This is a genomic window from Pseudovibrio sp. POLY-S9 (genome assembly GCF_001431305.1).
Classification (GTDB): domain Bacteria; phylum Pseudomonadota; class Alphaproteobacteria; order Rhizobiales; family Stappiaceae; genus Pseudovibrio.
Genome location: NZ_LCWX01000197.1, coordinates 1 through 24,080 on the forward strand (window position 1 = coordinate 1; position 24,080 = coordinate 24,080).

Below are 24,080 nucleotides of genomic sequence, written 5' to 3' on the forward strand. Positions count from 1 at the left end.
CGACGATTACTGGGGGACAATGGCCTTTCCAATTGGGTGCGGCCAACTCTTCCTCATCGACTTCTCCGATTAACTCAAGCCCAAACAGGTGAAACATGACCCAAGACGAGAAGAAGGCATATCTGGCTGGCTATATCGCCGCCTGCACTCAAATCGCCCAGACCCACAATCAACCCACCATGGCTGCAGAGCTGCTACGCAGTGCTGGTTTGACGGATGATGAGGTAAAAGCATTGCAGCTGAGCGACTTCGACTTGGGAGAGTACGCAGAGATGCAAGCAGCGAACCCCAGCTTCTTCTCCAAATCCAATTAAATCCATTTTACAGGAGGTGATTATGGTTCCTCATTTCCAAGTTTTTCGACGGAACATAGGCCACTGGGACGTTAGCTCTAAAGATGGTCGCTTGTTTCGCCTACGTGGTGGCCCCGGCGAATGGGAAATCTATGATGAGCGCAAGGGCAAAGAGCACAAACCTACGCTGAGCTTCAAAGATCAGAGCACAGCAATGGCATACGTATGCTCTGAGCTAATGCACGAACTCATCTTAGCCGAAGGGCAAAAACCCAAAATAATTGAGGCTTGGAACGTCTCTCAGCAAGTGCCGAGCGGGTCTCAAGATGGAGCTTAAACTGGCACTGACCATCGCCCTTACATGGCTCACACTAGACCTACTTAAAGCCCTGCTTCTCCAGCTTATCTGACCACCAGCTAGACACGAAAAGGTAAAGTAATCCAATGAACGTTGCCCCGCGCAGAAAACCTGTAGCGCAGTTGGCAGCTTCAGCACCTCACAATAAGGAGGTGACGCTGGAGCGCCTTCTTGGTGCTCAAAAGAAAGTGGCCCGGATCATCGCCGCAGGCAATCCGCAATACCTGCCCATCTTCCAACGCCTGACCAAGGAAGTCGAAGAGTTCCAGCAAAAAGAAGACGCCCTGCAGCTGGCCCTTAAGATCGCCACTCAATAAAACGCAACCTTCTCGATCTGCTCACGCTTGAGCTGCAAGCTTCCACCTTCCCCATACTTTGGCCGCTCGTAAGAATGCCCCATCAGCTCCACGCGAAGTCGATGATCCACCCCAACCTCCAACAAGCTATCTTCAAACGAGTGTCGCAGTGAGTAAGCCGTGTGTTGTTCAGTCTCCCTGAGCTTGTGCTTATCCAACTCCTTATTGATGAGAGCCGACCACTGATCTGACTTGAGGTAGTATTTCTGCACCCCGCCAAGCGCCACCAGTCGCCGCGCAGCTTCCAGAGAAACACCCACGAGCGGCACTTCACGCGCAGACCACTTGGTTTTCAGCTTCCTCATGAAGCCTTCAGCTCGATACTCTTCAATGCTGATATGAGGCACATTGTGAGTAATCTTGAAGTGCTCCAGCTTTGCCCCGATCACCTCTGAGGGTCTCAATCCGGTATTGATTAGGATCTTGAAGATGAGAACTGCCTCCTCATTGGTTGCGCCGAATGCATCCGGAGCCAACAACTTCGTCTCGATCCAGTCACGAGAAAACGGAGGTCGCTCATCTTGGGTATCATCTTCCTTCAGACGCAATCGCAAGAATGGATTCTCTAGCTTCTCCTGCTTGAGATCGCACCATGTTGAGAAGATTTTAGACAGGTGGGTAAAGTCCTTGTTCGCTGTACTAGGTTTCTTTCCCTCATCCAGAATACGATCCATCCACCATTGCCGCAGCTTCAACCCGTCTTCGCGGGCAATCTCCCGCACATCCTTATCCCCGACCACCGCGATGAAGTTGTTTATTGCTTTGAACTTTGGGTTCTTCCATTTCCGGATCTGGTCATCACTCATGCCCACTCGAAGATCAGGTGTAAGTTCCAGGTACTCTTCATATACCTTCGAGAGTTTCTGCTTCGGCTTTGCAGAACCTAAGACACCCGCAATTGCAGCTGAGTTCTTCTTCGGCACCTCTGAATCCGGTATCACGTCCACCCTGCCAAGCAGATCGTCAATCGGAGACACAACCACATCCTCAAGCGAGAGGTAGGTAAACCCGTGTGCTCCTGCGAAGTTCAAAGCAGCATCATAATGCGCCTGAGCGCTTTCTTCATTGTTCGCGAGAAGAGCTTCCCAATATGCAATCAGCCTCTCCTCAACCATGAGAGACTTCTTCTCAGCGACATCAGGACTTTTGGTTTTCAGGGAAAGTTGAACACGAGTGCGAGGCTCAACAGCAGCATATCTCTTAGGGACACGCTTCACAAAATAGTAGACGCCGCGACTTAACGAGTATCCCATTCCACACTCCACCAAACACAAATGTTATGCAGTTTGTTATGTAGAATGTTATGCAGTGAAGGGATTCAGAGTCAAGTTGCCTCTAAATATCCAGCATAAACTATTGATTTAATTGACTGATTTTCGTTTGGGGAAGAAATGGCAATGGCGGAGAGACAGGGATTCGAACCCTGGAGACGGTTCCCCGCCTACACACTTTCCAGGCGTGCGCCTTCGACCACTCGGCCACCTCTCCGCATTCCGCTCACCGGGTATGCCCGGCGGCGTGAGAGGGGGTATATGCAAAACTATTGGGGGGCGCAAGAGGTCTTTTCGATTTTTTTGCCATGTATCCCCACTCTGTGGAACCAGAATGAAAACAAAGGCATTTTTCTGCCTGTCTACGGGCAACCAATCACAATCCATTACGCAGTTTTGACTGGAATTTAAGAGCGTCTGGCATGCTTGTTCTGATAGGTTGCACCTTAGATTGCATGAGGTACTGTGGATACACGCAGGCTCATTGCGAGTTTAAAAGATAGCTGACAGAAAAAGGAAGCAGACACGTGGTTGGATTTTTTCTGCGTTTTATAGGTGTGTGGTTTGTCGCCATAGCGCTGGTCTCATTTGTCGTGGATGCCACTAAGAGCATTGCGACCTCCAGCTGGACCTCTTCACCACTGGGACTGATCTGGTTTGATCTGTCACCAGAAACGCTCAATGCATCCCAGGCGGCCATCCAGCGGTACGTGAGCCCTCTTCTCTGGGATCCGATTATTCAAAGCCTTTTGCTGATGCCGCCGTGGGTTATATTCGGACCTCTCGGACTAATTATGCTATGGTATGGCGACAAGCGGCGTCGCATCAGCACAACCCTGCTGTGATGCAGAGTTCTTACAGGTAAGTGAATATGTCGTTTCTCAGAATGCTCTCAAACAAGTTTAAAATGCCGGATACAGGTACAGCGCTGCCAGGCCGGGATACACCGATCATGACTCCCGGAAAGCACTTCGTGAATGGTCATGATCTGAATGGGCCATATCCTGAAGGGATGAAAGAGCTCTATGTGGGCATGGGGTGTTACTGGGGTGCTGAACGCGCCTTCTGGGAATTGCCGGGTGTGTATGTAACAGCTGTTGGCTTTGCAGGTGGTGCAACAAAGAATCCGACCTACCACGAGACGTGTACTGGTCAGACCGGTCACACCGAAATTGTAAAAGTGGTCTACAATCCAGAAGAAATCTCTCTGGAACAACTTTTGAAGGTATTTTGGGAGCGTCACGACCCAACGCAAGGAATGCGGCAGGGCAACGATGTGGGGACACAGTATAGATCTGCACTTTATTTGATGAGTGAGGCAGATATTGAGACGGCTAAAGAAACAGCTAAGTCTTATCAGGATGCCCTTAAGGAAATCGGCAAAAACGCAGGGATTACCACGGAAATCGGTCCGCTCGACGTATTCTATTACGCTGAAGAATATCACCAACAATATTTGGCAAAGAATCCAGATGGATACTGTGGCCTTTCGGGCACAGGTGCGACCTGCCCATTGCCGGTTTCGCCCCAATCCCCTAAGCAATAGGTGATCAAAAATAATTTATGGATAATTGCAACCTGCTAATAATCAGGGACCAAATCGGCGGTTTTTATTGATTTTGCAGGTTGCATGGTTTCGAAATACTTATTATTTTCAATTTTATTAAACTTGCATTTGTTAAATTGCAGTTTTAGGATTAACTCTAATGACGCTAAGTCAGAATCGTCAGGACAGTATTTTAGAGATTTAATTTATGATGAGAACCAATCATATTGCAGACCAACTTTCCGCGGTAAGTACAGCACTTGAAGATGCGAGTGTTGATGCTTACGGAGATCTTTCAACAAGTGCCGTCGCGGCTCTTCTTATTATGCGACGCTCTCCGGCCATCTCCATCGGTACAGTTGCGAAAGAAGTTCGTTTAAGCCATTCCGCCACCGTGCGCCTGATTGACCGTCTTGAGAAAGACTGGTTGGTCCGACGTCTTCGCCGTAGAGGCCGGGAAGTTATGGTAGAACTCACCGTTCGTGGTAAGCGTAAGGCCGTTGAAGTGGCTGAGGCGCGCCGTAAAGCAGCTCATGCGCTGCTCGGTGACATCGATGAGAGCCAATTGGACAACCTCTCCTCTCTCCTCAAGTTCATCCTGAATGACGTGGAAAGCTCTGCTTGCACACGCTTTTGCTACGATGATCCAATGGAAGATGAACAGGTTGCAGAGAACGAACCAGCCTAAGGCTTAATTTTACTGGTTTAGTTTTTTTATTGATTTCAGTTTATTTTCAACGCAGAAACACCGGAGTGAACGCTTCGGTGTTCTTTGCTTTTTACACTTCCCTTCCACTCCATTAAGCTTCTCTTAAGCATAAATCTTATACAAATTACAACTAAGATTTGAATGGAGTAATTTACGCAATTCAATTTTGAGGGCCGCCTCTTTTAGAGGCGATTGCTGTGTGATTTCGCCCTTTCGTGCGTATTATTTCTTTCATTCAACCAAGTGGTCACGACTGTAATTGTGTCGTCTGACTGCTTGAGGTTGTGCGCATTCCTCTTTGTTATCAGAGAGTTATAAATCCAGAATGCGTTTAATAATTGGGTGGATGTATTTGGGTGTGTCATGCACCAATACAATTAAGGGAAGACCTGAAATGAGTGCTGCAGTCGGATTTGAAGAAGAGGTAGGCCAATCTGACACGGGTTCAACCAGTTGGCCGATTGCCTTGGGTTGGGTTCTTGCTCTCCTGAGCTTTGGGATGAGCTGGGCTGGTGATACCGGCACAATGAGCATTCTTTCGGGATCAGCTTTCCTTCTTGCTGCTATTCCAACCGCATTGTGGCTGAAAGACAAGGAATCCGGTGCATCTGACCTGGCTTCCGGCATTTGCCTCGCCATTTTGACCGCGGTTGCAAGCACTGCTGCTGCTCTTGGTGGATATGCAGAAGGCTGGCAAGTGGACTTCAACATCCTGTTCTTTGCCCCGCTGGTTGTTTTGAGTTCTTCTCGCAATGGCGGCGCGCTTGGCAGTTTCCTTGCAATTTCCGCAATTTATCTTCTTGGTAGCCTGTTCGTTTTGCCTGACTTCCTCGTGAGTGATCAGAGCACCATGTCTGGCAACCTCATCATTCTGGTTCTTCTCGCTGGCGTGACGATGGCCTTCCTGAGCGGTCAGGACGATGCTGAAGCTTCTAACGCGGCAGACAATGCTGCTTCCGCTCAAGCTGCAGGGATTGCAGCTGAAGTTGCAGAGAACGAACAGAAGATTGCAGAGCAATCCGAACGTATCGCATTCTTTGAAAAGCACATTTCCGGGCTGCGTGACGTGGTGGATGGGCAGCTGAAGAGCCTTTCACAAAACACGCATAGCATCGTATCTGCTTCCAAAGGCCTGGAGAACGCGACGCATAAATGCTCTGGTCATACCACTGAAGTTGTCTCCTCCTCTGATTCAGCATCTGGCAATGTTCAGACCGTTTCTGCTGCTTCCGAAGAGCTTTCCTCCTCCATTTCCGAGATCGCACGCCAGATTGCGCAGGCCAACGACATGGTTGAAGCTGCAACCCGTGGTGCGCAGGAGACCAACGACACCATTGGCAGCCTTGCAGAGGCTGCAAGCCGCATTGGTGAAGTGGTTACGCTCATTCAGGCGATTGCTGAACAAACCAATCTGCTGGCCCTAAACGCCACCATTGAAGCTGCCCGGGCAGGTGAAGCAGGTAAAGGCTTTGCAGTTGTAGCCGCAGAAGTGAAAGAGCTGGCCAACCAGACCTCCAAAGCGACTGAAGAGATCGCGTCTCAAGTTTCCGCAATTCAGGGCAGAACCCGGGAAGCTGTGGACGCAATTGGCTCCATCACTTTGACCATGGATGACGTGAACGCCCACACTGGTGCAATTGCAGAAGCGATAACCCAGCAGGGTGACGCGACCAACGAGATCTCAGCTAATATTGCAGCTGCAGCTGATGGTACCATGGCAGTTTCCCAGAGCATTGCCAGCCTGAGTGAAGCCATGAACGAGGCGACAGGCTCGGTCTTCGAAGTGACTGAGAAAGCCAATAAGGTTGATGGGGATCTCAATGAAGTTCACAATACGCTAGAGCGCTTCTTCCACGACGTTGCTTAATCTGCGCTACAAATTCTGATGAAACGGGTCACCTTGGTGGCCCGTTTTGCGTTTGAGCGACGCTTCTGCTCTTCTGAAACGGCTGCCTTGAGGTGAATTTTCGGATATTTGGGCTGAAATTGATCACAATTTACGCAAAATTACTCAAGAAACGGACTTGGAGACAATTTTATGATTGCCTTGGTCTGACGGGCTGGTATTGAGCATTCTTAATAAGGGTAACCCAAATAAGAATGGACAGGTATGGCGCAGTTTGCGTTTGGAACAGTACTTTTTGTCGACAGGCTTAGTCATGAGCCTGCGCGTCTCTTCCAAGCCCCAAAGCACGTGCTGACCTGCCAAACTCTTTCTGAGGTCCCTCAGTTTCTTCAGCAACTGGAACAAGAGCGCAAAGCGGGTCACTATCTGGCTGGCTTCTTCTCCTATGAATTTGGTTTTGCGTTTGAAGAGAAGCTGAAGCAGCGCTTCAAGGGCACAGGCAATGTGCCTCTTGCCTGGTTTGGCGTCTACGATGCACCTCAGCTTTTGACCCGAGATGAAGAAGCCCAATGGTTGGTTGAGGCTGCAGGCAATGAAGCCGCCCCTTCCATTCACATCAACCAGTTTGATATGAGCAAAGGCGACTATGAGAGCGCTTTTGCCAAAACACAGCAGCATCTGGCACAAGGTGACATCTACCAGATCAACCTGACCATGCGTGCAGAGCTTGAGCAGACTGGAAGCGCAGCTGCCTTGTTTGACAATCTGCTGTTCCAGCAACCGGTTGGATATGCTGCCCTTTTGCATCTGGGTGACCAGAAGGTTCTCTCAATTTCTCCGGAACTGTTTTTGGAGCGCAAGGGCAAACAACTGACGACACGCCCGATGAAGGGCACAGCTCAGCGTGGGCGCACGAGCGAAGAAGATGCGCGTGTTCAGGACTGGCTGCAGAGTGATGTGAAGTCACGCGCCGAGAACACCATGATCCTTGATCTGATGCGCAATGACCTCTCTCGCATCACCAAAGCAGGTAGTGTTTGTGTTCCGTCTCACTGTGAGGTTGAGCAGTACCGTAGCCTGTTCCAGATGACCTCCACCACCACTGGCGAGCTGGTGGATGGAGCTGAACTGCCCGAGATTATTGAAGAGCTGTTCCCGTGTGGTTCCATCACCGGAGCGCCGAAGCTTTGGGCTATGGAGATCATTGATGAGCTGGAAAAGAGCCCGCGCGGGATCTATACCGGCTCCATTGGAATGATTGAGCCCAATGGCGATTTCACGTTCAATGTAGCGATCCGCACTCTGGTAATTGACGAGGATGGCGCTGCTGAAATGGGGACAGGCTCGGGTGTTGTATTCGATTCCGGTGCCTCGCCAGAATATGATGAATGTCTGCTGAAACTGAACTTCCTGAAGGCGTCAGAAGAGCGTTTCACCCTGTTTGAAACTATGGGTTGGACGCCTGACGAAGGCTATACGTTGCTGGAACGTCATCTGCAACGGATGGCCGACAGCGCATCTTACTTCGGTTTCAACTGGAACTTAGATCAGGCGTTGAGCGTGCTTTCAGACCATGCTGCAGTGTTTGATCGCAATATGCGGGTTCGGCTTGATCTTTATGAAGACGGACAGTTCATGCTGACGGCGCAGGAAATGCCGGCAGCAAGCGGGGATGACTGGCGGATCTGCCTTGCAGACGAGCATGTGCATTCACAGGACCGGTTCCTGTTCCACAAAACCAGCCAGCGCGGATTTTACGATCAAACCCGCGCAGAGTATGCTGCTAACTATGGATGTTCCGAGGTCATTTTCCTCAATGAAGCTGGATACCTGACTGAAGGCAGCTTCACCAATCTGTTTATCCGCAAGGACGGCAAGTTGCTCACCCCTGCTCTTACGCATGGGTTATTGCCGGGAGTTTTCCGCGCTGGTTTGCTGGAACATGGATATGCAGAGGAAGCGGATCTGACTGTGCATGATTTGCGCTCAGCAGACGCTGTCTATGTTGGTAACTCCCTGCGGGGATTGATGAATACCAGCCTCGTTTCCGTCAGCGCTGACGTAAGCTAGCGCTTCTCTGCTCGGGATCGAGCGATGGCATTCCGCTGCATCTTCAATACCTTCTACACAACTGACCAATGCTATAGCGGAATCTGGCCCTAAACCCCTCCGCTGGCTCAGGCTAGGTTTGACTGCATATCAAAATGTGCAGATCACAGCCGTGCCTGTGACGTGATGGGGAGGACTTGTGCCATGAAAATGACGACCGAAGAGGCCTTTGTAAAAGTGCTTCAGATGCACGGAATTGATAACGCCTTCGGCATTATCGGTTCTGCCATGATGCCGGTTTCGGATCTCTTTCCTGCCGCAGGTGTCAAGTTTTGGGATTGCGCCCACGAGTGTAACGCAGGCATGAGCGCGGATGGATACTCCCGCGCAACCGGTAAGATGAGCATGGCGATTGCTCAGAACGGTCCAGGCATTACCAATTTCGTAACGCCGATCAAGACAGCCTACTGGAACCATACACCCCTGCTGCTTGTTACCCCGCAGGCAGCCAACAAGACCATCGGACAAGGTGGCTTTCAGGAAATAGAGCAGATGGCTCTGTTTGAGGATATGGTTTGCTATCAGGAAGAGGTTCGTGATCCTTCCCGTATTGCGGAAGTGCTGAACCGTGTGATTGAGAAAGCCTGGCGTGGGTGCGCTCCGGCCCAGATCAACATACCGCGTGATTTCTGGACACAGGTGATCGACATCGAGCTGCCGCAGATCGTGCGCATGGAAAAGCCGCGTGGTGGTGTGCAGTCCATCAAGAAGGCTGCTGAGCTGCTGTCTGATGCAAAGTTCCCTGTCATTTTGAACGGTGCGGGTGTTGTGTTGAGTGGCGCTATTCAGGCGTCTGCTGTTTTGGCGGAGAAGCTGAGCGCGCCGGTCTGTTGTGGCTATCAGCACAATGATGCATTCCCCGGCAATCACCCACTTTCCGTCGGTCCGCTTGGCTATAACGGCTCAAAAGCGGGCATGGAAATGATCTCGAAAGCGGACGTAGTGCTGGCTCTTGGGACGCGGCTCAATCCGTTCTCTACCCTGCCTTGCTACGACATGGATTACTGGCCGAAGGACGCCAAGGTCATTCAGGTGGACATCAACTCTGACCGCATCGGGCTGACCAAGAAGGTAAGTGTTGGCATTCAGGGGGATGCTCGTGCTGTGGCAGAGCAGATCCTTGAAGAACTGGCGGATCACGCAGGTAATGCGGGACGTGAAGACCGGGAAGCACTGGTGCATCATGCGAAGTCCGCGTGGTTGCAGGAGCTCTCTTCCATGGATCACGAGGATGATGATCCAGGCACAAGCTGGAACGAGCGCGCCCGTACACGTGAGCCTCAGAAGATGTCTCCACGCATGGCATGGCGCGCTATTCAGGCAGCACTGCCGAAAGAAGCGATTATCTCCTCTGACATTGGCAACAACTGCGCCATTGGCAACGCCTACCCGAGTTTTGATGAGGGGCGGAAGTATCTTGCTCCGGGTCTATTCGGGCCTTGCGGTTACGGCTTGCCTGCTATTCTGGGCGCGAAGATTGGTCGTCCTGATGTGCCAGTTGTCGGGTTTGCTGGTGATGGAGCCTTTGGCATCTCCATGAACGAGATGACTGCTTGTGGTCGTGATGACTGGCCACCCATCACAATGGTGATCTTCCGCAACTATCAGTGGGGCGCGGAGAAGCGCAACACGACGCTGTGGTACGACGACAACTTCGTTGGCACTGAGCTCAATCTGGAAGTTCAGTACGCCAAGATTGCAGAGGCTTGCGGCCTGAAGGGCATTCAGGTGTTCGGCACCGATGAGCTGACCAAGACCCTGAATGACGCCATTGAAGGCCAGATGGAGCGTAACGAGACCACGTTCATTGAGGTGATCCTTAATCAGGAACTTGGTGAGCCTTTCCGCAGAGACGCAATGAAAGCACCTGTTGCTGTCGCTGGCATCAACGCGGAAGATATGCGCGAACAAGAACTCGCGTAAGTCCTCCAGCAGTGCCCGTCTCGCCTCCTCTGAGAGGGGCATGAACCTTAAAGCCCGCGCAGTGCAAAGCTGCCCGGGCTTTTTTCTTTTAAAGCGTTTGTTGATTAGGGATATGGCGTCACAAACACCAGATTAGATTAACACCTCGCACACAGCGCGAGGTGCTCGCTTAAGTTATGCGTTTTCGAGTTCCTTCACACCACGCATACGGAGGCTTTTGGGGTCGTACATTGGCTTGAAGGATGCTTCTGCGTCGCACAAGGTGCCTTCGACGTCGATCTGGTAGCTGGAGGCGAGCATGTCTTTGATTGTTTCGCCTTTGCATGGCACGTAGCCAAGGCCTATGGCACCGCCCAGAGTGTGGCCGTAGTTGCCGGAGGTGAGGTAGCCGACGATCTCACCATCGCGCAGGACTGGTTCGTTGTGATGCAGAAGTGGTTCTGAATCCTTCAGCTTGAACTGCAGCATTCGGGATGAGAGGCCCTCTTCCTTCTTCCGTAAGACCGCGTCTCTGCCGATGAAGGATGGTTTCTTGGTGCTGACAGCAAAGCCGAGACCTGCTTCCACAACATGATCTTCCTCGGTTATGTCATGACCGAAGTGCCGGAAGCCTTTTTCGATGCGCAGGGAATCCATTGCGTGGAGACCGCAGAGTTTCAGGTCGATATCAGCGCCTGCTTCCACGAGTGTTTCATAGGCATGGGCGGCCATGTCGGTTGAGACATAGAGCTCCCAGCCCAGTTCACCCACATAGGACACACGGTGTGCACGAGCGAGGCCCATGCCGAGTTCGATCTCCTGCATGGTTCCGAATGGATGGTTCTCGTTGGACCAATCGTGATTGGAGACTTTGGAGAGCAGCTCTCGCGAGTTTGGCCCCATCACCACCAGTGTAGCCTCGCCTGCTGTGATGTCGGTGATGACCACATTGGCGCCAGCCTTGTGCTTATTGAACCAGCTGAGTTCCCGGATAACAGTGGCTGCTGGAGTTACGAGTAGATAAGCAGTCTCTGAGAGGCGCGTCACGGTGAGATCGGCTTCAATACCACCACGTTCATTGAGGAACTGCGTGTAGACAATTTTGCCGACAGGAACAGACATGTCTCCGCCGCACATATGATTGAGCAGTGCTTCTGCATCCGGTCCTTCCACACGGATCTTCCCGAAGGAGGACATGTCGTAGAGGCCAACATTGTTGCGGATGGCGAGGTGCTCACGCTTTGAGTTCTCAAACCAATTTTGGCGCTTCCAAGAGTATTTGTAGGTTGGGTCCTGCCCCTGCTCTGCAAACCAATTAGCGCGCTCCCAGCCTGCAACTTCACCAAACGCTGCGCCAGCTTGTTTGAGATGCTCATGCAGCGGAGAGCGACGGACACCGCGTGCCGTGGCTTTCTGGCGGAAAGGGAAGTGATCAGCATAGAGCAGGCCGAGCGTTTCTTTCGAACGTTGATAGAGGAACGTTTTGTTGCCCATGAATGGCTGCATGCGCCTGATATCAACATCGGAAATATCAAAGGGTGGATGGCCATGCTCCATCCAATGGGCGAGCGCCATGCCTGCGCCACCAGCGGATTGAATACCGATGGAGTTGAAGCCAGCACAGACAAAGAAGTTCTTGAGTTCCGGCGCTTCGCCCAGATGATAGGCATCATCCGGTGTGAAACTTTCAGGGCCGTTGAAGAAGGTGTGAATGCCTGTTACGGCCAGCTCGGGGAAACGGTTGACCGCTTGTTCCAAGATGGGCTCGAAGTGCTCGATATCTTCTGGCAACTGGTCAAAACAGAAATCATCTGAGATGCCCTGCATGCCCCATGGTTTGGCGGTTGGCTCAAACGCGCCCAGCAGGATTTTGCCGGCATCTTCCTTGTAGTAGGCACATTCATCCGGCACGCGCAGCGTGGGGAGTTGTGGGAGGCCAGCGATGTTATCTGTGACCATGTAGAAATGCTCGCAGGCATGGAGCGGCACGTTGACGCCAGCCATTTTGCCCAGTTGATGCGCCCACATGCCTGCACAATTGACCACATAGTCAGCTGCGATGTGACCTTGCTCATCACTGCCATCTCGCTGCCAAGAGACACCCGAGACAGCACCATTCTTCTTAGCGATGCCTGTGACTTTGACACCTTCAAACACCTGTGCTCCGCGCTGGCGGGCACCTTTGGCAAGAGCAAGCGCGATGTTGCCCGGATCACCCTGCCCATCCTTTGGCAGGTAGACGGCCGCTGTTACATCCTGCGCATTTACATAGGGGTAGCGGTTCAACAGTTCTGAGGTGGTGATCTCTTCCACTTCCACCCCAAACGCCCGCGCCATTGCGGCTGAGCGTAGGATTTCACTGCGGCGTTCTTCGGTTAAGGCAACTGTGATTGATCCGTTGCGGCGAAAACCTGTCGCGATTTCGGTTTCAGCTTCCAGATCGCCATAGAGCTCCTGCGAGTATTTGGCGAGGCGCGTCATGTTTTTGGATGCGCGTAATTGGGCAATCAACCCTGCGGCATGCCAGGTGGTGCCGCACGTGAGCTGCTTGCGCTCCAGCAGCACGATGTCCTGCCAGCCAAGCTTTGCCAGATGATATGCAACTGAACACCCGGCAATACCGCCACCAATGATCACGACACGCGCATTTTGCGGAATAGACTTCGTCATTGATCGCCTCCCCTCAACCAATTTGAAAAACAAAAGAAGAGCACAAATGTGCTCTTCTCAAAACAATACTTTCTTCGATCTATTCAGCTATGAGCGTTTTCCTCATTGCATCCACGATCTCATCGACATGACTTCGCTCTGCAATAAACGCTGGCGCCAGGATGGCTGTGTCCCCCGTCCATTTGGCGTGACAGCCGTTCCAGAACAACCGCTTTTGCATCTCGTTGCCGCGGATGCCCGGTTTGCCGGGAAGCGGGTGAACCTCTACGCCGCCCATAAGCCCGTAGCCTCGGATATCCTTCACAATCGGGATATCCTGCAGGGACCAGATTGCATCAAGGAAGTAATCGCTCAGCTCAGCTGCTCGTTCGAACAGGCCTTCTTCCTCGTAAATTTTAAGCGTCGCCAAACCTGCTGCACAGGCTGCTGGGTGTGCCGAATATGTGTAGCCATGGAAGAACTCGATGGCATTTTCTGGCGCTGCTTCCGTGATCGTTTCATAAACCTGATCCGACGCTGCAACGGCACCCATCGGGATTGCTCCGTTGGTGAGTGCTTTTGCCAATGTGATGATATCTGGCATCACGTTGAACGCATCCACTGCAAACGGTTTGCCAAGACGGCCGAAGCCAGTGATCACTTCATCAAACACCAGCAGAATGCCGTGCTCATCACAGATCTGGCGCACGCGCTCCAGATAGCCTTTTGGCGGGACGAGCGTGCCAGTGGAGCCCGCAACAGGCTCAATGAACACAGCGGCGATTGTGGAGCCACCATAGGTCTCGCAGAAGCGCTGCAGATCATTTGCCAGTTCCACACCGGTTTCCGGCTGGCCTCTTGTGAAGGCGTTTTCCTCGTTCCACGTATGGCGCATCATGACGATGTTTGGCATGACAACCGGGAAAGTTTCGCGGTTTTTGACCATACCAGCCAAAGAGACACCGCCCATATTCACGCCGTGGTACGCCCGCTCACGGGAGACAAAGCGAGTGCGCTGTGCAGCACCGTTTGCACGATGATAGGCCATGACCATTTTCAGCGCGGTATCGATGGCCTCCGATCCTGAATTCACAAAGAACACGTGATTGAAAGGCTCTGGCATAATTTTGGTGAGTTTTGCCGCAAACTCAAAGGATGTCGGCTGGCCCAGCTGGAAGGGCGCTGTGTATCCGTTCTGCATCATCTGCGCATGAACGGCATCCGCAATCGACTTGCGCGCATGGCCTGCTGGCACATTGAACAAGCCGGAGGAACCGTCTACCAGTCTGTCACCATGCTGGTTCCAAAGGTACATTCCCTCTGAACGGGTGATGAGACGCGGTGCGCTTTTAAATTCTTTGTTTGCGGAAAACGGCATCCAGTGTTGCTCAAGAGAATTGGTTTTCGCTTGTTCAATCGGCTCTGCAAGGACACTCATCTCGATCTTTCTCCTAGAACACTGAGTTATTCGCCAACAGTTCCCCAGAGGTACTGTGAGAAATATCTTGTCGCCGAAATAATAGGTCAGATAGGTCCAGTTGTTCTTGACCATAGAGCCAGATGAACTCATGCTGATACTTCACTCGTGATTTGGAGGGAGGGGCCAGCCATGAGATACAGCTTGTTTTCCGTTGACCGGGATGACAGTACGACGCTGCAAAGCCAGATCAGGGAGATGCTCGTCTCTGCTATTCTTTCCGGCCAACTTGCTGAAAACACACCAGTTCCTTCAACGCGTGCGTTGGCGAAACGGTTAAGTGTTTCGCGCAACACGGTCATGCTGGCCTATCAGGCACTGGCGGCGGATGGGTATCTGATTACCCGTGAACGATCCGGGTTTTATGTGTCGCCAGAGGTGATTGAGAATCTGGGACAGCTGCCTGATCGGGTCCAGCCCAAGGAACAAGTTCCCGGTGATCGTGTGGATTGGGCTTCTAAGTTGCGGCTTACACCGTCCACTCAATTCAATATATTGAAGACCGAGAACTGGCACAGCTATCCCTACCCGTTCATCTACGGTCAGGTGGACCCAACGCTGTTTCCCATCAGCGCGTGGCGGGATTGTGTACGCCAGACAATGAGCATCAAATGGCTGGATGCCTGGACGGATGACCGCTTTACGGCTGATGATCCGATGCTGATTGAGCAGATCCAGCGGCGCATCCTGATCCGGCGCGGTGTGATTGCCGAATCTGACGAGATTCTGGTGACGATGGGTGCGCAGAATGCTCTGTTTCTGATCGCGCACTTGTTTGTGAAGCCGGATACACCTGTTGCAGTGGAAGACCCCGGATATCCCGATGTGCGAAACATCATGCGACTCAGGAGCTCCGACATAAGGGCCATTCCTGTGGATGAGGAAGGCATTCGGGCCGACATGCTTGGGGATGCAAAGCTGGTGTATGTGACGCCGAGCCATCAGTTCCCCACCAACACCACGATGACGATGAAACGACGTCGCGAGGTGCTGGAATGGGCGGCCCAGTCCGACGCTCTGATTATTGAAGATGATTACGAGTACGAGACCAACTATCGCGGGCAACCCACCGCCGCTTTGCGGTCTGTCGATGCATCTGGCCGGGTGCTTTATGTGGGTAGCCTTTCCAAATCCATCATGCCGGGCTTGAGGATTGGGTTTATTGTGGCACCGAAGCCGGTGATCAAGGAAATCCGCGCCATGCGGCGGCTGATGCTCCGCCATCCGCCGGGCAACAACCAGCGCAGTGTTGCGTTGTTTCTGGCACAGGGCTCACAAGATGCGTTGATCAGCAAGCTGCACCATGCCTATTCAAGCCGCTGGAATGCGCTGAGCGAAGCTATGGAAACGCACTTTCCCGGCTGGGCGCAGGTTTCTGCGTTTGGTGGGTCGTCCTTCTGGGTGAGCGGGCCACCTGAACTGGATGCGACGATTCTAGCCCAAGAGGCGCTGAAGCAGGGTGTGCTGATTGAGCCGGGGAACGTGTTCTTTGCAGATGCGAACCAAGGTAAAAACTATTTCCGCCTTGGCTTTTCTTCAATCCACGCCGATAAAATTCCAAAGGGCATAGAATTACTATCGGAGGCCGCAGATAAATTGCTGCGTCGCAGCACAAAAAGTAGCGATTGCTCATATACATCAGCATAAACATAGGATTCTTCGTTTATTTATACAGAAGAATCACTGTTATTGAGAAGCTCCGACCTAATCTTCCGCAGAGATATAGAGAATAATATTGGCAGATTGGGCACTTATAAATGAATACGGATCGAGAAATACTGTCTGGCTCCATCGGGCTTCACCAACTGGCACTACCGGGACCTGCGGTTTCATAGTGTCATCAATTGCTGAAAGCTTATGTTTAAGGAAGTCCCAAGAATAGGGAACGCGTAAAAATAACGAGGGAATAAGAACTTAGCACCGCAGAGGGGGAATAGAGATGGCATTGAAGAAGCTTGCAGGAAAACTGGCTCTTGCAGCAGGCATGGTCGCGAGCCTTGGTATGAGCTCTGCTCACGCGCTTGATAAAATCACCGTAGCCTATTTTCTGGAATGGCCCACCGCGAACCAAGCAGCCCAGATTGACAAGACCTACGACGAAGCGCTGGGTCTGGAAGTTGAGTGGCGGGCGTTTGGCAACGGAAACGAAATGGTTCAGGCCATGGTTTCCGGTGATGTGCAAATTGCGTACAGCAATGGGTTCGTGCCTTTCGTTGTTGGTGTTTCCTCCGGTGCTCCAATCAAACTTGTCGGCGTCGCCGTGACTTATGCTGAGAACGACCTTTGCATTGTGCGCAACGACACCGGTATTACCAAGGCAAATGCCAAGGAGTTGGAAGGCAAGAAGGTTGCCACTCCGATTGGCAACGTCACCCATTACAAGCTGATCCGCACGCTGGACCATCTGGGCGTTGACCTCGCAAAGGTGAACCTTGTGCAAATGAACCCGGCTGATGCAGCAGTTGCTGTTTTGCGTGGTGATGTAGCAATGGGCTGTGCCTTTGGTGGTGCACTCGACCGGATGAAAGCGGTTGGCACTCCGCTGATGACTGGTGCAGAGCAGGAGGCCGTTGGCATCAATACCTTTGATGTGGTGAACGTAACCAGCGACTTTGCAGCTGAACATCCTGATCTGGTGAAGAAGTTCATGGAGGTCACCAATCAGGCCAACACAGCTTACAACACAGACCCCAACGCCATGTACGACAAGATTGCGCGTGCTGCGGGTATGGACATTGAGCCTGCGAAGAGGATGATCGCGAACTTTGGCTTTCCAAGCAGTGAAGAGCAGTTGAGTGAGAACTGGCTCGGCGGGGGCATTCAGGCTGCAGCAAAAGGCGTGGCGGATGTCATGGTTTCTGCTGGTGGGCTTGATGAAGCACTGGATGATTACTCCCAGTTCGTCGACGCCAGCTATCTTAAATAAAAGACTTTTGAAAATGGCGGGCAATGTCCCGCCATTCTTCCAATAAAAAGACCGGGCGAACCAGGCATTTTCCAAAGAACCGGGAGAAGCGCTTTGAGTGGAATAGTTGCCGACAATATCTCTATGGTGTTCACCCTTCCCAACGGTGATCAAGTCCATGCTCTCAACAACGTCAATTTGAATGTGAAGGACGGTGAAATCGTCTCCGTTCTTGGTCCATCGGGATGCGGTAAAACTACTCTTCTCAACATTATTGCAGGCTTTCTTCGCCCTACCTCCGGTAAAATCATCCGTGAGAATGTGGATGTGACTGGCCCCGGCTCTGACCGCGGAATGGTGTTTCAGCAGGGTGCCTTGTTTGAATGGATGACGGTTGAAAAAAACATCGCATTCGGACCGAAAATGGCGGGGCGGCCTGCGGCGGAGACCAAACGCAAAGTGGATGAGCTTTTGCAGATTGTCGGACTGCAGGATTTTGGCAAAAAGCCAGTCTATCAGCTCTCCGGCGGCATGCAGCAACGCGTCGCTTTAGCCCGTTGCCTTGCTAATGATCCGGAAGTGATCCTGATGGATGAGCCTCTGGGTGCGCTGGATGCCTTGACCCGCGAGAAGATGCAGAGCCTTGTGCTGAAGCTTTGGAAAGAGACGCGCAAAACCATCATTCTCATCACACACTCTGTTGAAGAAGCCTTGTTCCTTGGGGAACGGCTTATTGTGATGGCCCCGCGTCCAGGCCGTATTCTACGTGAGTACGAGCTGCCGTTTGCGGACCGCGGATTGGTGGAGAGCCCACGCCAGATCAAAGCTTCCCATGAGTTTGTGGAGACGCGTGAGGAAGTCCTATCCCTTATTTGGGGCATGGAAGAAGAGATTATGGGCAACGACCAAGCACTTGAACCAGCATAGGAGGCCAACATGAGCAAACACCATACACCGCCTTCAGGAGTCTCCGTCTGGCTCGGGCTTAAAGACAATGTTTTCACGCAGCAGAAGACCGTTCGCTTTGGCGATGCCAGCGCGGTTAATTCAGGTCGGTTTTACTCGATCCTGACTGTTGTCATTTTACTATCTGCCTGGGGGATTGCCAGCGCACTCGGCATGCTGGAAAGCTTCTACTGGCCGTCTGTCAATGCAACTCTTACCCGGATGGGCAAGCTGCTTTCGGAAGGGTTCCGTAATGTCGCCTTCTGGGATCACATCGGCATTTCAGTGTTCCGTGTCCTTGGCGGCGTGCTGTTAGGTGCACTTGTTGGCATTCCTCTTGGGTTGGCCATGGGCCTATCCTCAATTGCGCGTGGATTATTCGATCCAATCGTGGAGTTCATGCGCCCAATTCCGCCGCTTGCTCTGATACCACTGATTATCCTGTGGTTTGGTATTGATGAGACCGCAAAGATCTTCCTGCTGTTCCTAGCGTCCTTGTTTATCATGACTATTGCAGCACGGTCTGGCGTAAACAGCGTCAAGATCACCAAGGTGCATGCCGCATATTCACTTGGAGCGTCTCGCACACAGATCCTGTTTCATGTGATTTTGCCAAATGCACTTCCGGAGATTTTCACCGGCCTCAGAACAGCCATGGGTGTTTGCTGGGGCACTGTTGTTGCTGCAGAGCTGGTGGCAGCTGATAAGGGCGTCGGTTCCATGATCATGATTGCAAAGAACTTTTTGCAAACGGATACGGTGGTGATCGGGATCATGGTCATCGGGCTTATCGGTTACACCATTGAGCTTGGTATGCGATATTTAGAGCGCTTGCTCATTCCATGGCAAGGCAAAGGCTGATTGCAGTAAAAGGCCACTCAACACCAGAAGGGGAGAGCTGAAAGGCTCTTCCCTTTTTTGTTTATCCACATTGTCCTGAAACCTTGACTATGCACAAATAGCGGTTGATTTTATCCGCGGAAGCTCCCATTTTTGAAAGCGGGAATAAGAGTTGCTTGAGCAAATTTCTGTGCGGCCTCATCCCCTATAAACTTAAAGACCTCCCGCCTTTGAAGAGCCATTACTCGACGCAAGCACTTCCGGGGCGGAATACCCAAAAGGTACTCGGCGCCTCGTATTTTCATTGGCAGCAGACCTTTTGCGGCACCTGATCGTTTGAGGAATTGTCATGAAGACCGTCGTAATTGCAGGCGCAACCGGCTATCTGGGTTCTTATCTCACCTCCTATTATCAGCGGCAGGGCTGGTGCGTTCGTGCTCTTGTGCGCAATGAGCAAGCAGCCCGCACGAAAGGCCTTGAAGCCAGTGAGTTTTTTGAGGGGGAAGTTACTCACCCAAACAGCTTGATCGGGCTGATGGATGATGTTGACCTTGTCGTCTCTGCGCTTGGCATTACCCGCCAGAAAGACGGCTTGAGTTACAACGACGTGGATTATCAGGCCAACAAAAACCTGCTTGATCTCGCAGTGGAGAACAGCGTCCCTCATTTTGCGTATGTCCATGTGCTGAACGCGAGTAAACTGCTGAATGTGAAACTCGTGCGCGCCAAACAGCACTTTGTTGAGGTGCTTCAATCCGCGCCAATCAAAAGCACAGTTATTTCTCCAAGCGGGTACTTCTCCGATATTGAGGAGTTCCGCGGCATGGCGAAATCTGGCCGGGTTTACATGTTTGGTTCTGGAGACTTTCGCATCAATCCGATCCACGGGGCTGACCTCGCCGCAGCTTGCTTTGAGATTATCGAAGAAGGGCAAGCCTATGCCGAGGTTGGTGGTCCGGTGAAGTATACCCACAACGAGATGGCTGAAATCGCCTTTAAGAGCTTGAGCAAGAAAGCCAGGATCACGCATCTCCCCAATTGGATCAGCATCGCACTACAGCGGGTGCTGGAGACGTTCACATCCGTGAAAACTTATGGACCGATCCAGTTTTTCCTGAGTGCCATGCGGATGGACATGATTGGGAAGTGCTATGGTAAAATCCGACTGGAAGATCACTTTGCCCAACTGGAGCAAAAGGAAAAGCAAAATACTGGCTAGATCTCGCTAGTTGAAGGTGGGGGTTGCTGAACTGCGTGTTGCCATACGGTAACGGCTGCCTGGGTGCACAAGACGCACGTAAGTTATGCCCTGCCCTGAAATCCATGTGCGACGCTCAATCGTGAAAACAGGCTCGCACTCTTGCAGCTGCAGGAGCCGTTGCTCCTCAGCTGTAGCTTTGTCGGCGCGGAAGACGTGCTCAATGTTTGGATGTGGGACGCGTTGTAGCAGCCATTCATTTGGGCCGATATCAGCAAAACTCTCCTGCGAGGCTTCAGGCAATGCTGAGATATTGATCCAGCGCACGTCAAGTTGCTGCGGAATGCCGTCACCATAATGCAAGCTTTTCAGAAAAAGAGCTTTCTCGTTCTGCTCCAATCCAAGCTGGGCACGAACATCTTCCGGCGGCAGGGCTTCCAGGCGCTCCAGTAGCAGGTACTTGTAAGACTGATCCTTGTTTTCGATTTCTTGTCGGATCACTGGAATGGAAATAATTGCAGGATGGGATTTCGGTTGAACGACACGGGTGCCAGCTTTACGGCGGCGTTCGACCAGTCCAGCATCCGCGAGCTCTCGCATCGCGCGGTTGACGGTTGATCGGGTACACCCAAACTCCTCAGAAAGCGCTTGCTCACTTGGCAGCAAATCACCGGGCTGCCATTGCTGGCTGGTGATCCGTTCCTGCAAAATGCCTCTAATTTCCTTATAGGATCGCAAGCGCTTGTCCCGTCGTTTTCATATGGAATTGATTGCGGCGTTGTTAGGCTGCTTCCAGCAAAACTGCAAGCTGTTCTCTGTATTTAGCCGTGATAGCTGCACGGTGGATGTGCTGTCCGTCTTTCACCATGTGGCGCCCGGCCGACCAGACATCAGTCACGACACGGTCATCACCTGCAAAGATCCAATAGTCGAGATATTGGTCTGGTCTCAGGCCTGCAAACTCAACGCGAGTGGTGTCGATTGCGACCACATCAGCCCAATGGCCTTCCTTCAGCCCACCAGTGCGCCGACCAAGCGCTTGTGCACCGCCTTTGGCAGAAGCCTGATACATGGCGGTGCCGACAGAGCCTTCTCCACACAACATGACATTGCGAGACTGATCACGCAGGCGTTGGCTATATTCAAGAATGCGCAGTTCTTCAGAGAGCGAGATACGCAGGTTACTGTCCGAGCCGACACCATAGACACCACCAGCTTCGATGAATGTTGGGCCATTAAAGATGCCGTCGCCGAGATTCGCCTCCGTAATCGGGCAAAGACCTGCGACTGCACCAGCCTTCGCCATGGCCACGGTTTCCTCTGTGGTCATGTGGGTTGCATGCACGAAGCACCAGTTGTTTTGCACATCAACATTGCTCAATAACCATTCGATTGGCCGTGCGCCCAGCCATTCCTGAACGGCTTCCACTTCCTTCATCTGCTCTGAGATGTGGATGTGAACAGGCTTGCCTGCAAACGTGGAAGCAATCTCGCGCAACTGAGATGGGTTGGTTGCCCGCAGTGAATGTGGTGCGATGCCGACCTGACAGTCAACAGGTAGAGTGGCAGTCAGCGTTTTCGACGCTTGCTCAATGAGTTGCAGATGACGATCCAGATCATTGCCGAACCGCAGTTGACCGCCACTGAGTGGCTGTTCGCCTGCACCGCCGTAGGAATACAGCACCGGCAGATGTGTGAGGCCGATGCCTGTCTGGCTGGCAGCGGCAAAGATGCGGTCGCTCATTTCTGCAAGGGTGTCGTAGGGTGTTCCATCTGGTTGGTGATGGAGGTAGTGGAACTCACCCACACTGGCATAGCCAGCCTCTAACATCTCCATATAGACCAGCGCTGCGATTGCCTCAGCTTGTTCAGGGCGCAATTGCCCCAAAAAGCGATACATGAGCTCACGCCAGGTCCAGAAACTGTCTTTTCCCTTTTGGCGCACTTCTGTCATGCCAGCCATTGCGCGTTGGAAGGCATGTGAATGCAAGTTGGCAGGAGCAGGACAGATCATTCTGCTTTTGCCGGAAACCTCTTCGCCTTCAGGTCTTACCCCAGTCTCAACGGCTTTGATTGTGCCATTGTCGTCCAAGCGCAAGCGCACATTTTCAGTTAGACCAGTGGGAAGTAAAGCCTGCCCTGCAAAGATGGTTTTCATTGCTCACTCAATAGGTTTGATGTGAAACGATGATCAGCTCAGATCATTTTTACATTAATAAGCATATACATAAATGCAACTCACACAACCACATCATTCTTCTAAGATATCACCATATAATGATAATAATGGCTGAATTTAGCTATTTATTCAGCCTCCTCAGATGCATTGGCTCAAGAATTACGCACATTGCACATTTTTTATGTATAGACATTAAGCGATTTCCATGTAGATTTTTACTGAAGTGAATTCACGTGGAATCTCGGGAGGGTCCATGACAAGCGGGAGAACCGTACTCACCAACCTGACAGCTGCAACTCTTTCTGAGCAGTCGGATGGTTATGGCCTGATCCATGGCGCAGCGATTGCCATTGAAGACGACACAATCTGTTGGATTGGCCCTGAGCAGGATTTGCCAGAGGACTGGAAAGAGGTTTCGCAAACCGACCTTGGCGGACGCCTCGCAACACCGTCTCTCGTTGATTGCCACACGCATATTGTCTATCGCGGTTCCCGCGCTCGTGAGTTTGAAATGCGGTTGAATGGTGCGACCTATGAAGAGATTGCCCGCGCCGGTGGTGGTATTCGTTCCACTGTTGCTGCTACGCGCGCTGCCAGTGAAGAAGACCTGATAGCCAATGCATTGCCACGCGTTGATGCATTGCTGGCGGAGGGTGTGACACTTCTGGAGATTAAGTCCGGTTATGGGCTGGATCTGAATACCGAGCTGAAAATGCTGCGAGTTGCCCGCAAGATTGGTGAACTTCGGCCAGTCAAGGTCCTGACCACCTTCCTCGGCGCACATGCGTTGCCGCCTGAGTATGAAGGACGCAGTGATGCCTATATCAGCTTTGTTTGCGATGAAGTGCTCCCTGCTGTTCAGGCCGAGAACCTTGCCGATGCGGTTGATGCATTCTGTGAAGGGATTGCGTTTTCACCTGAGCAGGTCAGCCTCGTATTTGACCGGGCACAGGAGCTTGGCCTGCCAGTTAAAATTCATTCTGAGCAGCTCTCCAATCTTGGTGGCACAGCTATGGCAGCCAGCCACAAAGCGCTTTCCGCTGATCATCTGGAGTATTTGGATGCCGCCGGTATTGCGAGCATGAAGGAAGCAGGAACTGTTGCCGTTCTGCTGCCGGGCGCATTCTACTTCCTGCGTGAAATTCAACATCCTCCTCTTCAGGAATTGCGCGATGCCGGTGTTCCTATTGCTCTGGCGACAGATGCCAATCCAGGGTCCTCTCCCCTCACCTCACTTCTGCTGTGTATGAACATGGCATGCACCTTGTTCCGCATGACACCGCAGGAAGCGCTGGCTGGGATTACTCGCAATGCAGCCCAAGCACTGGGGCAAGCGGAGACTTGCGGGACTTTGGAAGCAGGCAAGCAGGCAAACATTGCGATCTGGGATGTTAAGGAGCCAGCCGAACTGGCCTACCGGATCGGGTTCAACCCACTGAACCGCCTGTATTTCCTCGGCAAAGACATCACAAAAACACAAGCAAATTAAGCACTGAG

20 protein-coding genes and 1 tRNA gene are annotated in these 24,080 nt (G+C 52.1%); 15 read left to right on the plus strand and 6 right to left on the minus strand.

The genetic code is table 11. The features are described 5' to 3' along the window. Positions 1-95 precede the first annotated feature (95 nt). The 3 genes from PPL9_RS18560 (at position 96) to PPL9_RS18570 (ending at position 968) form a co-directional block, all read left to right on the plus strand. Positions 96-314, plus strand: coding sequence for a hypothetical protein (locus PPL9_RS18560; RefSeq protein ID WP_057464080.1), 219 nt, complete (start codon positions 96-98; stop codon positions 312-314). A 22-nt stretch (positions 315-336) separates the two neighbouring features. Next, positions 337-630, plus strand: a complete 294-nt coding sequence (locus tag PPL9_RS18565; RefSeq protein ID WP_057464081.1) for a hypothetical protein — start codon at positions 337-339, stop codon at positions 628-630. A 107-nt stretch (positions 631-737) separates the two neighbouring features. After that, positions 738-968, plus strand: coding sequence for a hypothetical protein (locus tag PPL9_RS18570; protein WP_057464082.1), 231 nt, complete (start codon positions 738-740; stop codon positions 966-968). Here PPL9_RS18570 and PPL9_RS18575 read toward each other — a convergent pair. Continuing rightward, positions 962-2,260: a tyrosine-type recombinase/integrase gene (locus PPL9_RS18575; protein WP_057464083.1), complete on the minus strand. Its 1,299-nt coding sequence runs from the start codon at positions 2,258-2,260 to the stop codon at positions 962-964. The two genes, PPL9_RS18570 and PPL9_RS18575, sit on opposite strands and share 7 nt — an antisense overlap. 145 nt (positions 2,261-2,405) lie before the next feature. Next, positions 2,406-2,495: transfer RNA gene (locus tag PPL9_RS18580), tRNA-Ser, on the minus strand. Positions 2,496-2,805: 310 nt separating this feature from the next. Between PPL9_RS18580 and PPL9_RS18585 the strand changes: the two genes are divergently transcribed. The 6 genes from PPL9_RS18585 (at position 2,806) to xsc (ending at position 10,411) form a co-directional block, all read left to right on the plus strand. After that, positions 2,806-3,123, plus strand: coding sequence for a hypothetical protein (locus PPL9_RS18585; RefSeq protein WP_208981041.1), 318 nt, complete (start codon positions 2,806-2,808; stop codon positions 3,121-3,123). 26 nt (positions 3,124-3,149) lie between these two features. Then, positions 3,150-3,824 (plus strand): peptide-methionine (S)-S-oxide reductase MsrA, encoded by a 675-nt coding sequence (msrA, locus tag PPL9_RS18590; RefSeq protein ID WP_057464084.1) that lies wholly within the window; start codon positions 3,150-3,152, stop codon positions 3,822-3,824. Positions 3,825-4,032: 208 nt separating this feature from the next. Continuing rightward, entirely contained in the window at positions 4,033-4,512 is a 480-nt protein-coding gene (locus PPL9_RS18595) for a MarR family transcriptional regulator (protein ID WP_057464085.1), read from the plus strand. 415 nt (positions 4,513-4,927) lie between these two features. Continuing rightward, positions 4,928-6,400 carry a methyl-accepting chemotaxis protein gene (locus PPL9_RS18600; protein ID WP_057464086.1) on the plus strand — a complete coding sequence of 491 codons (1,473 nt, stop codon included), beginning with the start codon at positions 4,928-4,930 and terminating at the stop codon, positions 6,398-6,400. 243 nt (positions 6,401-6,643) lie between these two features. Beyond that, positions 6,644-8,449: an aminodeoxychorismate synthase component I gene (gene pabB / locus PPL9_RS18605; protein ID WP_057464087.1), complete on the plus strand. Its 1,806-nt coding sequence runs from the start codon at positions 6,644-6,646 to the stop codon at positions 8,447-8,449. A gap of 183 nt (positions 8,450-8,632) precedes the next feature. Next, on the plus strand, positions 8,633-10,411 hold the full coding sequence (gene xsc, locus PPL9_RS18610) for a sulfoacetaldehyde acetyltransferase (protein WP_057464088.1): 1,779 nt from the start codon (positions 8,633-8,635) through the stop codon (positions 10,409-10,411). A gap of 174 nt (positions 10,412-10,585) precedes the next feature. Here xsc and PPL9_RS18615 read toward each other — a convergent pair whose 3' ends face one another. Both PPL9_RS18615 and PPL9_RS18620 read right to left on the minus strand, forming a co-directional pair. Then, entirely contained in the window at positions 10,586-13,060 is a 2,475-nt protein-coding gene (locus PPL9_RS18615) for an FAD-dependent oxidoreductase (RefSeq protein WP_057464089.1), read from the minus strand. A gap of 79 nt (positions 13,061-13,139) precedes the next feature. Further along, positions 13,140-14,477: an aminotransferase class III-fold pyridoxal phosphate-dependent enzyme gene (locus PPL9_RS18620; RefSeq protein ID WP_057464090.1), complete on the minus strand. Its 1,338-nt coding sequence runs from the start codon at positions 14,475-14,477 to the stop codon at positions 13,140-13,142. Positions 14,478-14,648: 171 nt separating this feature from the next. Here PPL9_RS18620 and PPL9_RS18625 point away from each other — a divergent pair, with 171 nt between their 5' ends. From PPL9_RS18625 to PPL9_RS18645, 5 genes are all read left to right on the plus strand, one after another. Continuing rightward, on the plus strand, positions 14,649-16,163 hold the full coding sequence (locus PPL9_RS18625; protein ID WP_057464091.1) for a PLP-dependent aminotransferase family protein: 1,515 nt from the start codon (positions 14,649-14,651) through the stop codon (positions 16,161-16,163). A gap of 292 nt (positions 16,164-16,455) precedes the next feature. Beyond that, the gene (locus tag PPL9_RS18630) at positions 16,456-17,442 is read left to right on the plus strand and encodes an ABC transporter substrate-binding protein (protein ID WP_057464092.1); all 987 of its coding nucleotides are present in this window, start codon (positions 16,456-16,458) and stop codon (positions 17,440-17,442) included. Between the two features lie 123 nt (positions 17,443-17,565). Beyond that, positions 17,566-18,348 (plus strand): ABC transporter ATP-binding protein, encoded by a 783-nt coding sequence (locus tag PPL9_RS18635; RefSeq protein ID WP_057464093.1) that lies wholly within the window; start codon positions 17,566-17,568, stop codon positions 18,346-18,348. 9 nt (positions 18,349-18,357) lie between these two features. Then, on the plus strand, positions 18,358-19,227 hold the full coding sequence (locus PPL9_RS18640) for an ABC transporter permease subunit (RefSeq protein WP_057464094.1): 870 nt from the start codon (positions 18,358-18,360) through the stop codon (positions 19,225-19,227). Positions 19,228-19,555: 328 nt separating this feature from the next. Continuing rightward, the gene (locus PPL9_RS18645; RefSeq protein WP_057464095.1) at positions 19,556-20,425 is read left to right on the plus strand and encodes an SDR family oxidoreductase; all 870 of its coding nucleotides are present in this window, start codon (positions 19,556-19,558) and stop codon (positions 20,423-20,425) included. 6 nt (positions 20,426-20,431) lie between these two features. Here PPL9_RS18645 and PPL9_RS18650 read toward each other — a convergent pair whose 3' ends face one another. Both PPL9_RS18650 and PPL9_RS18655 read right to left on the minus strand, forming a co-directional pair. Next, the gene (locus PPL9_RS18650; protein WP_057464096.1) at positions 20,432-21,142 is read right to left on the minus strand and encodes a UTRA domain-containing protein; all 711 of its coding nucleotides are present in this window, start codon (positions 21,140-21,142) and stop codon (positions 20,432-20,434) included. 43 nt (positions 21,143-21,185) lie between these two features. Then, positions 21,186-22,562, minus strand: coding sequence for a formimidoylglutamate deiminase (locus tag PPL9_RS18655; RefSeq protein ID WP_057464097.1), 1,377 nt, complete (start codon positions 22,560-22,562; stop codon positions 21,186-21,188). A gap of 274 nt (positions 22,563-22,836) precedes the next feature. Here PPL9_RS18655 and hutI point away from each other — a divergent pair, with 274 nt between their 5' ends. Beyond that, positions 22,837-24,072, plus strand: coding sequence for an imidazolonepropionase (gene hutI, locus PPL9_RS18660; RefSeq protein WP_057464098.1), 1,236 nt, complete (start codon positions 22,837-22,839; stop codon positions 24,070-24,072). Positions 24,073-24,080: the final 8 nt, after the last annotated feature.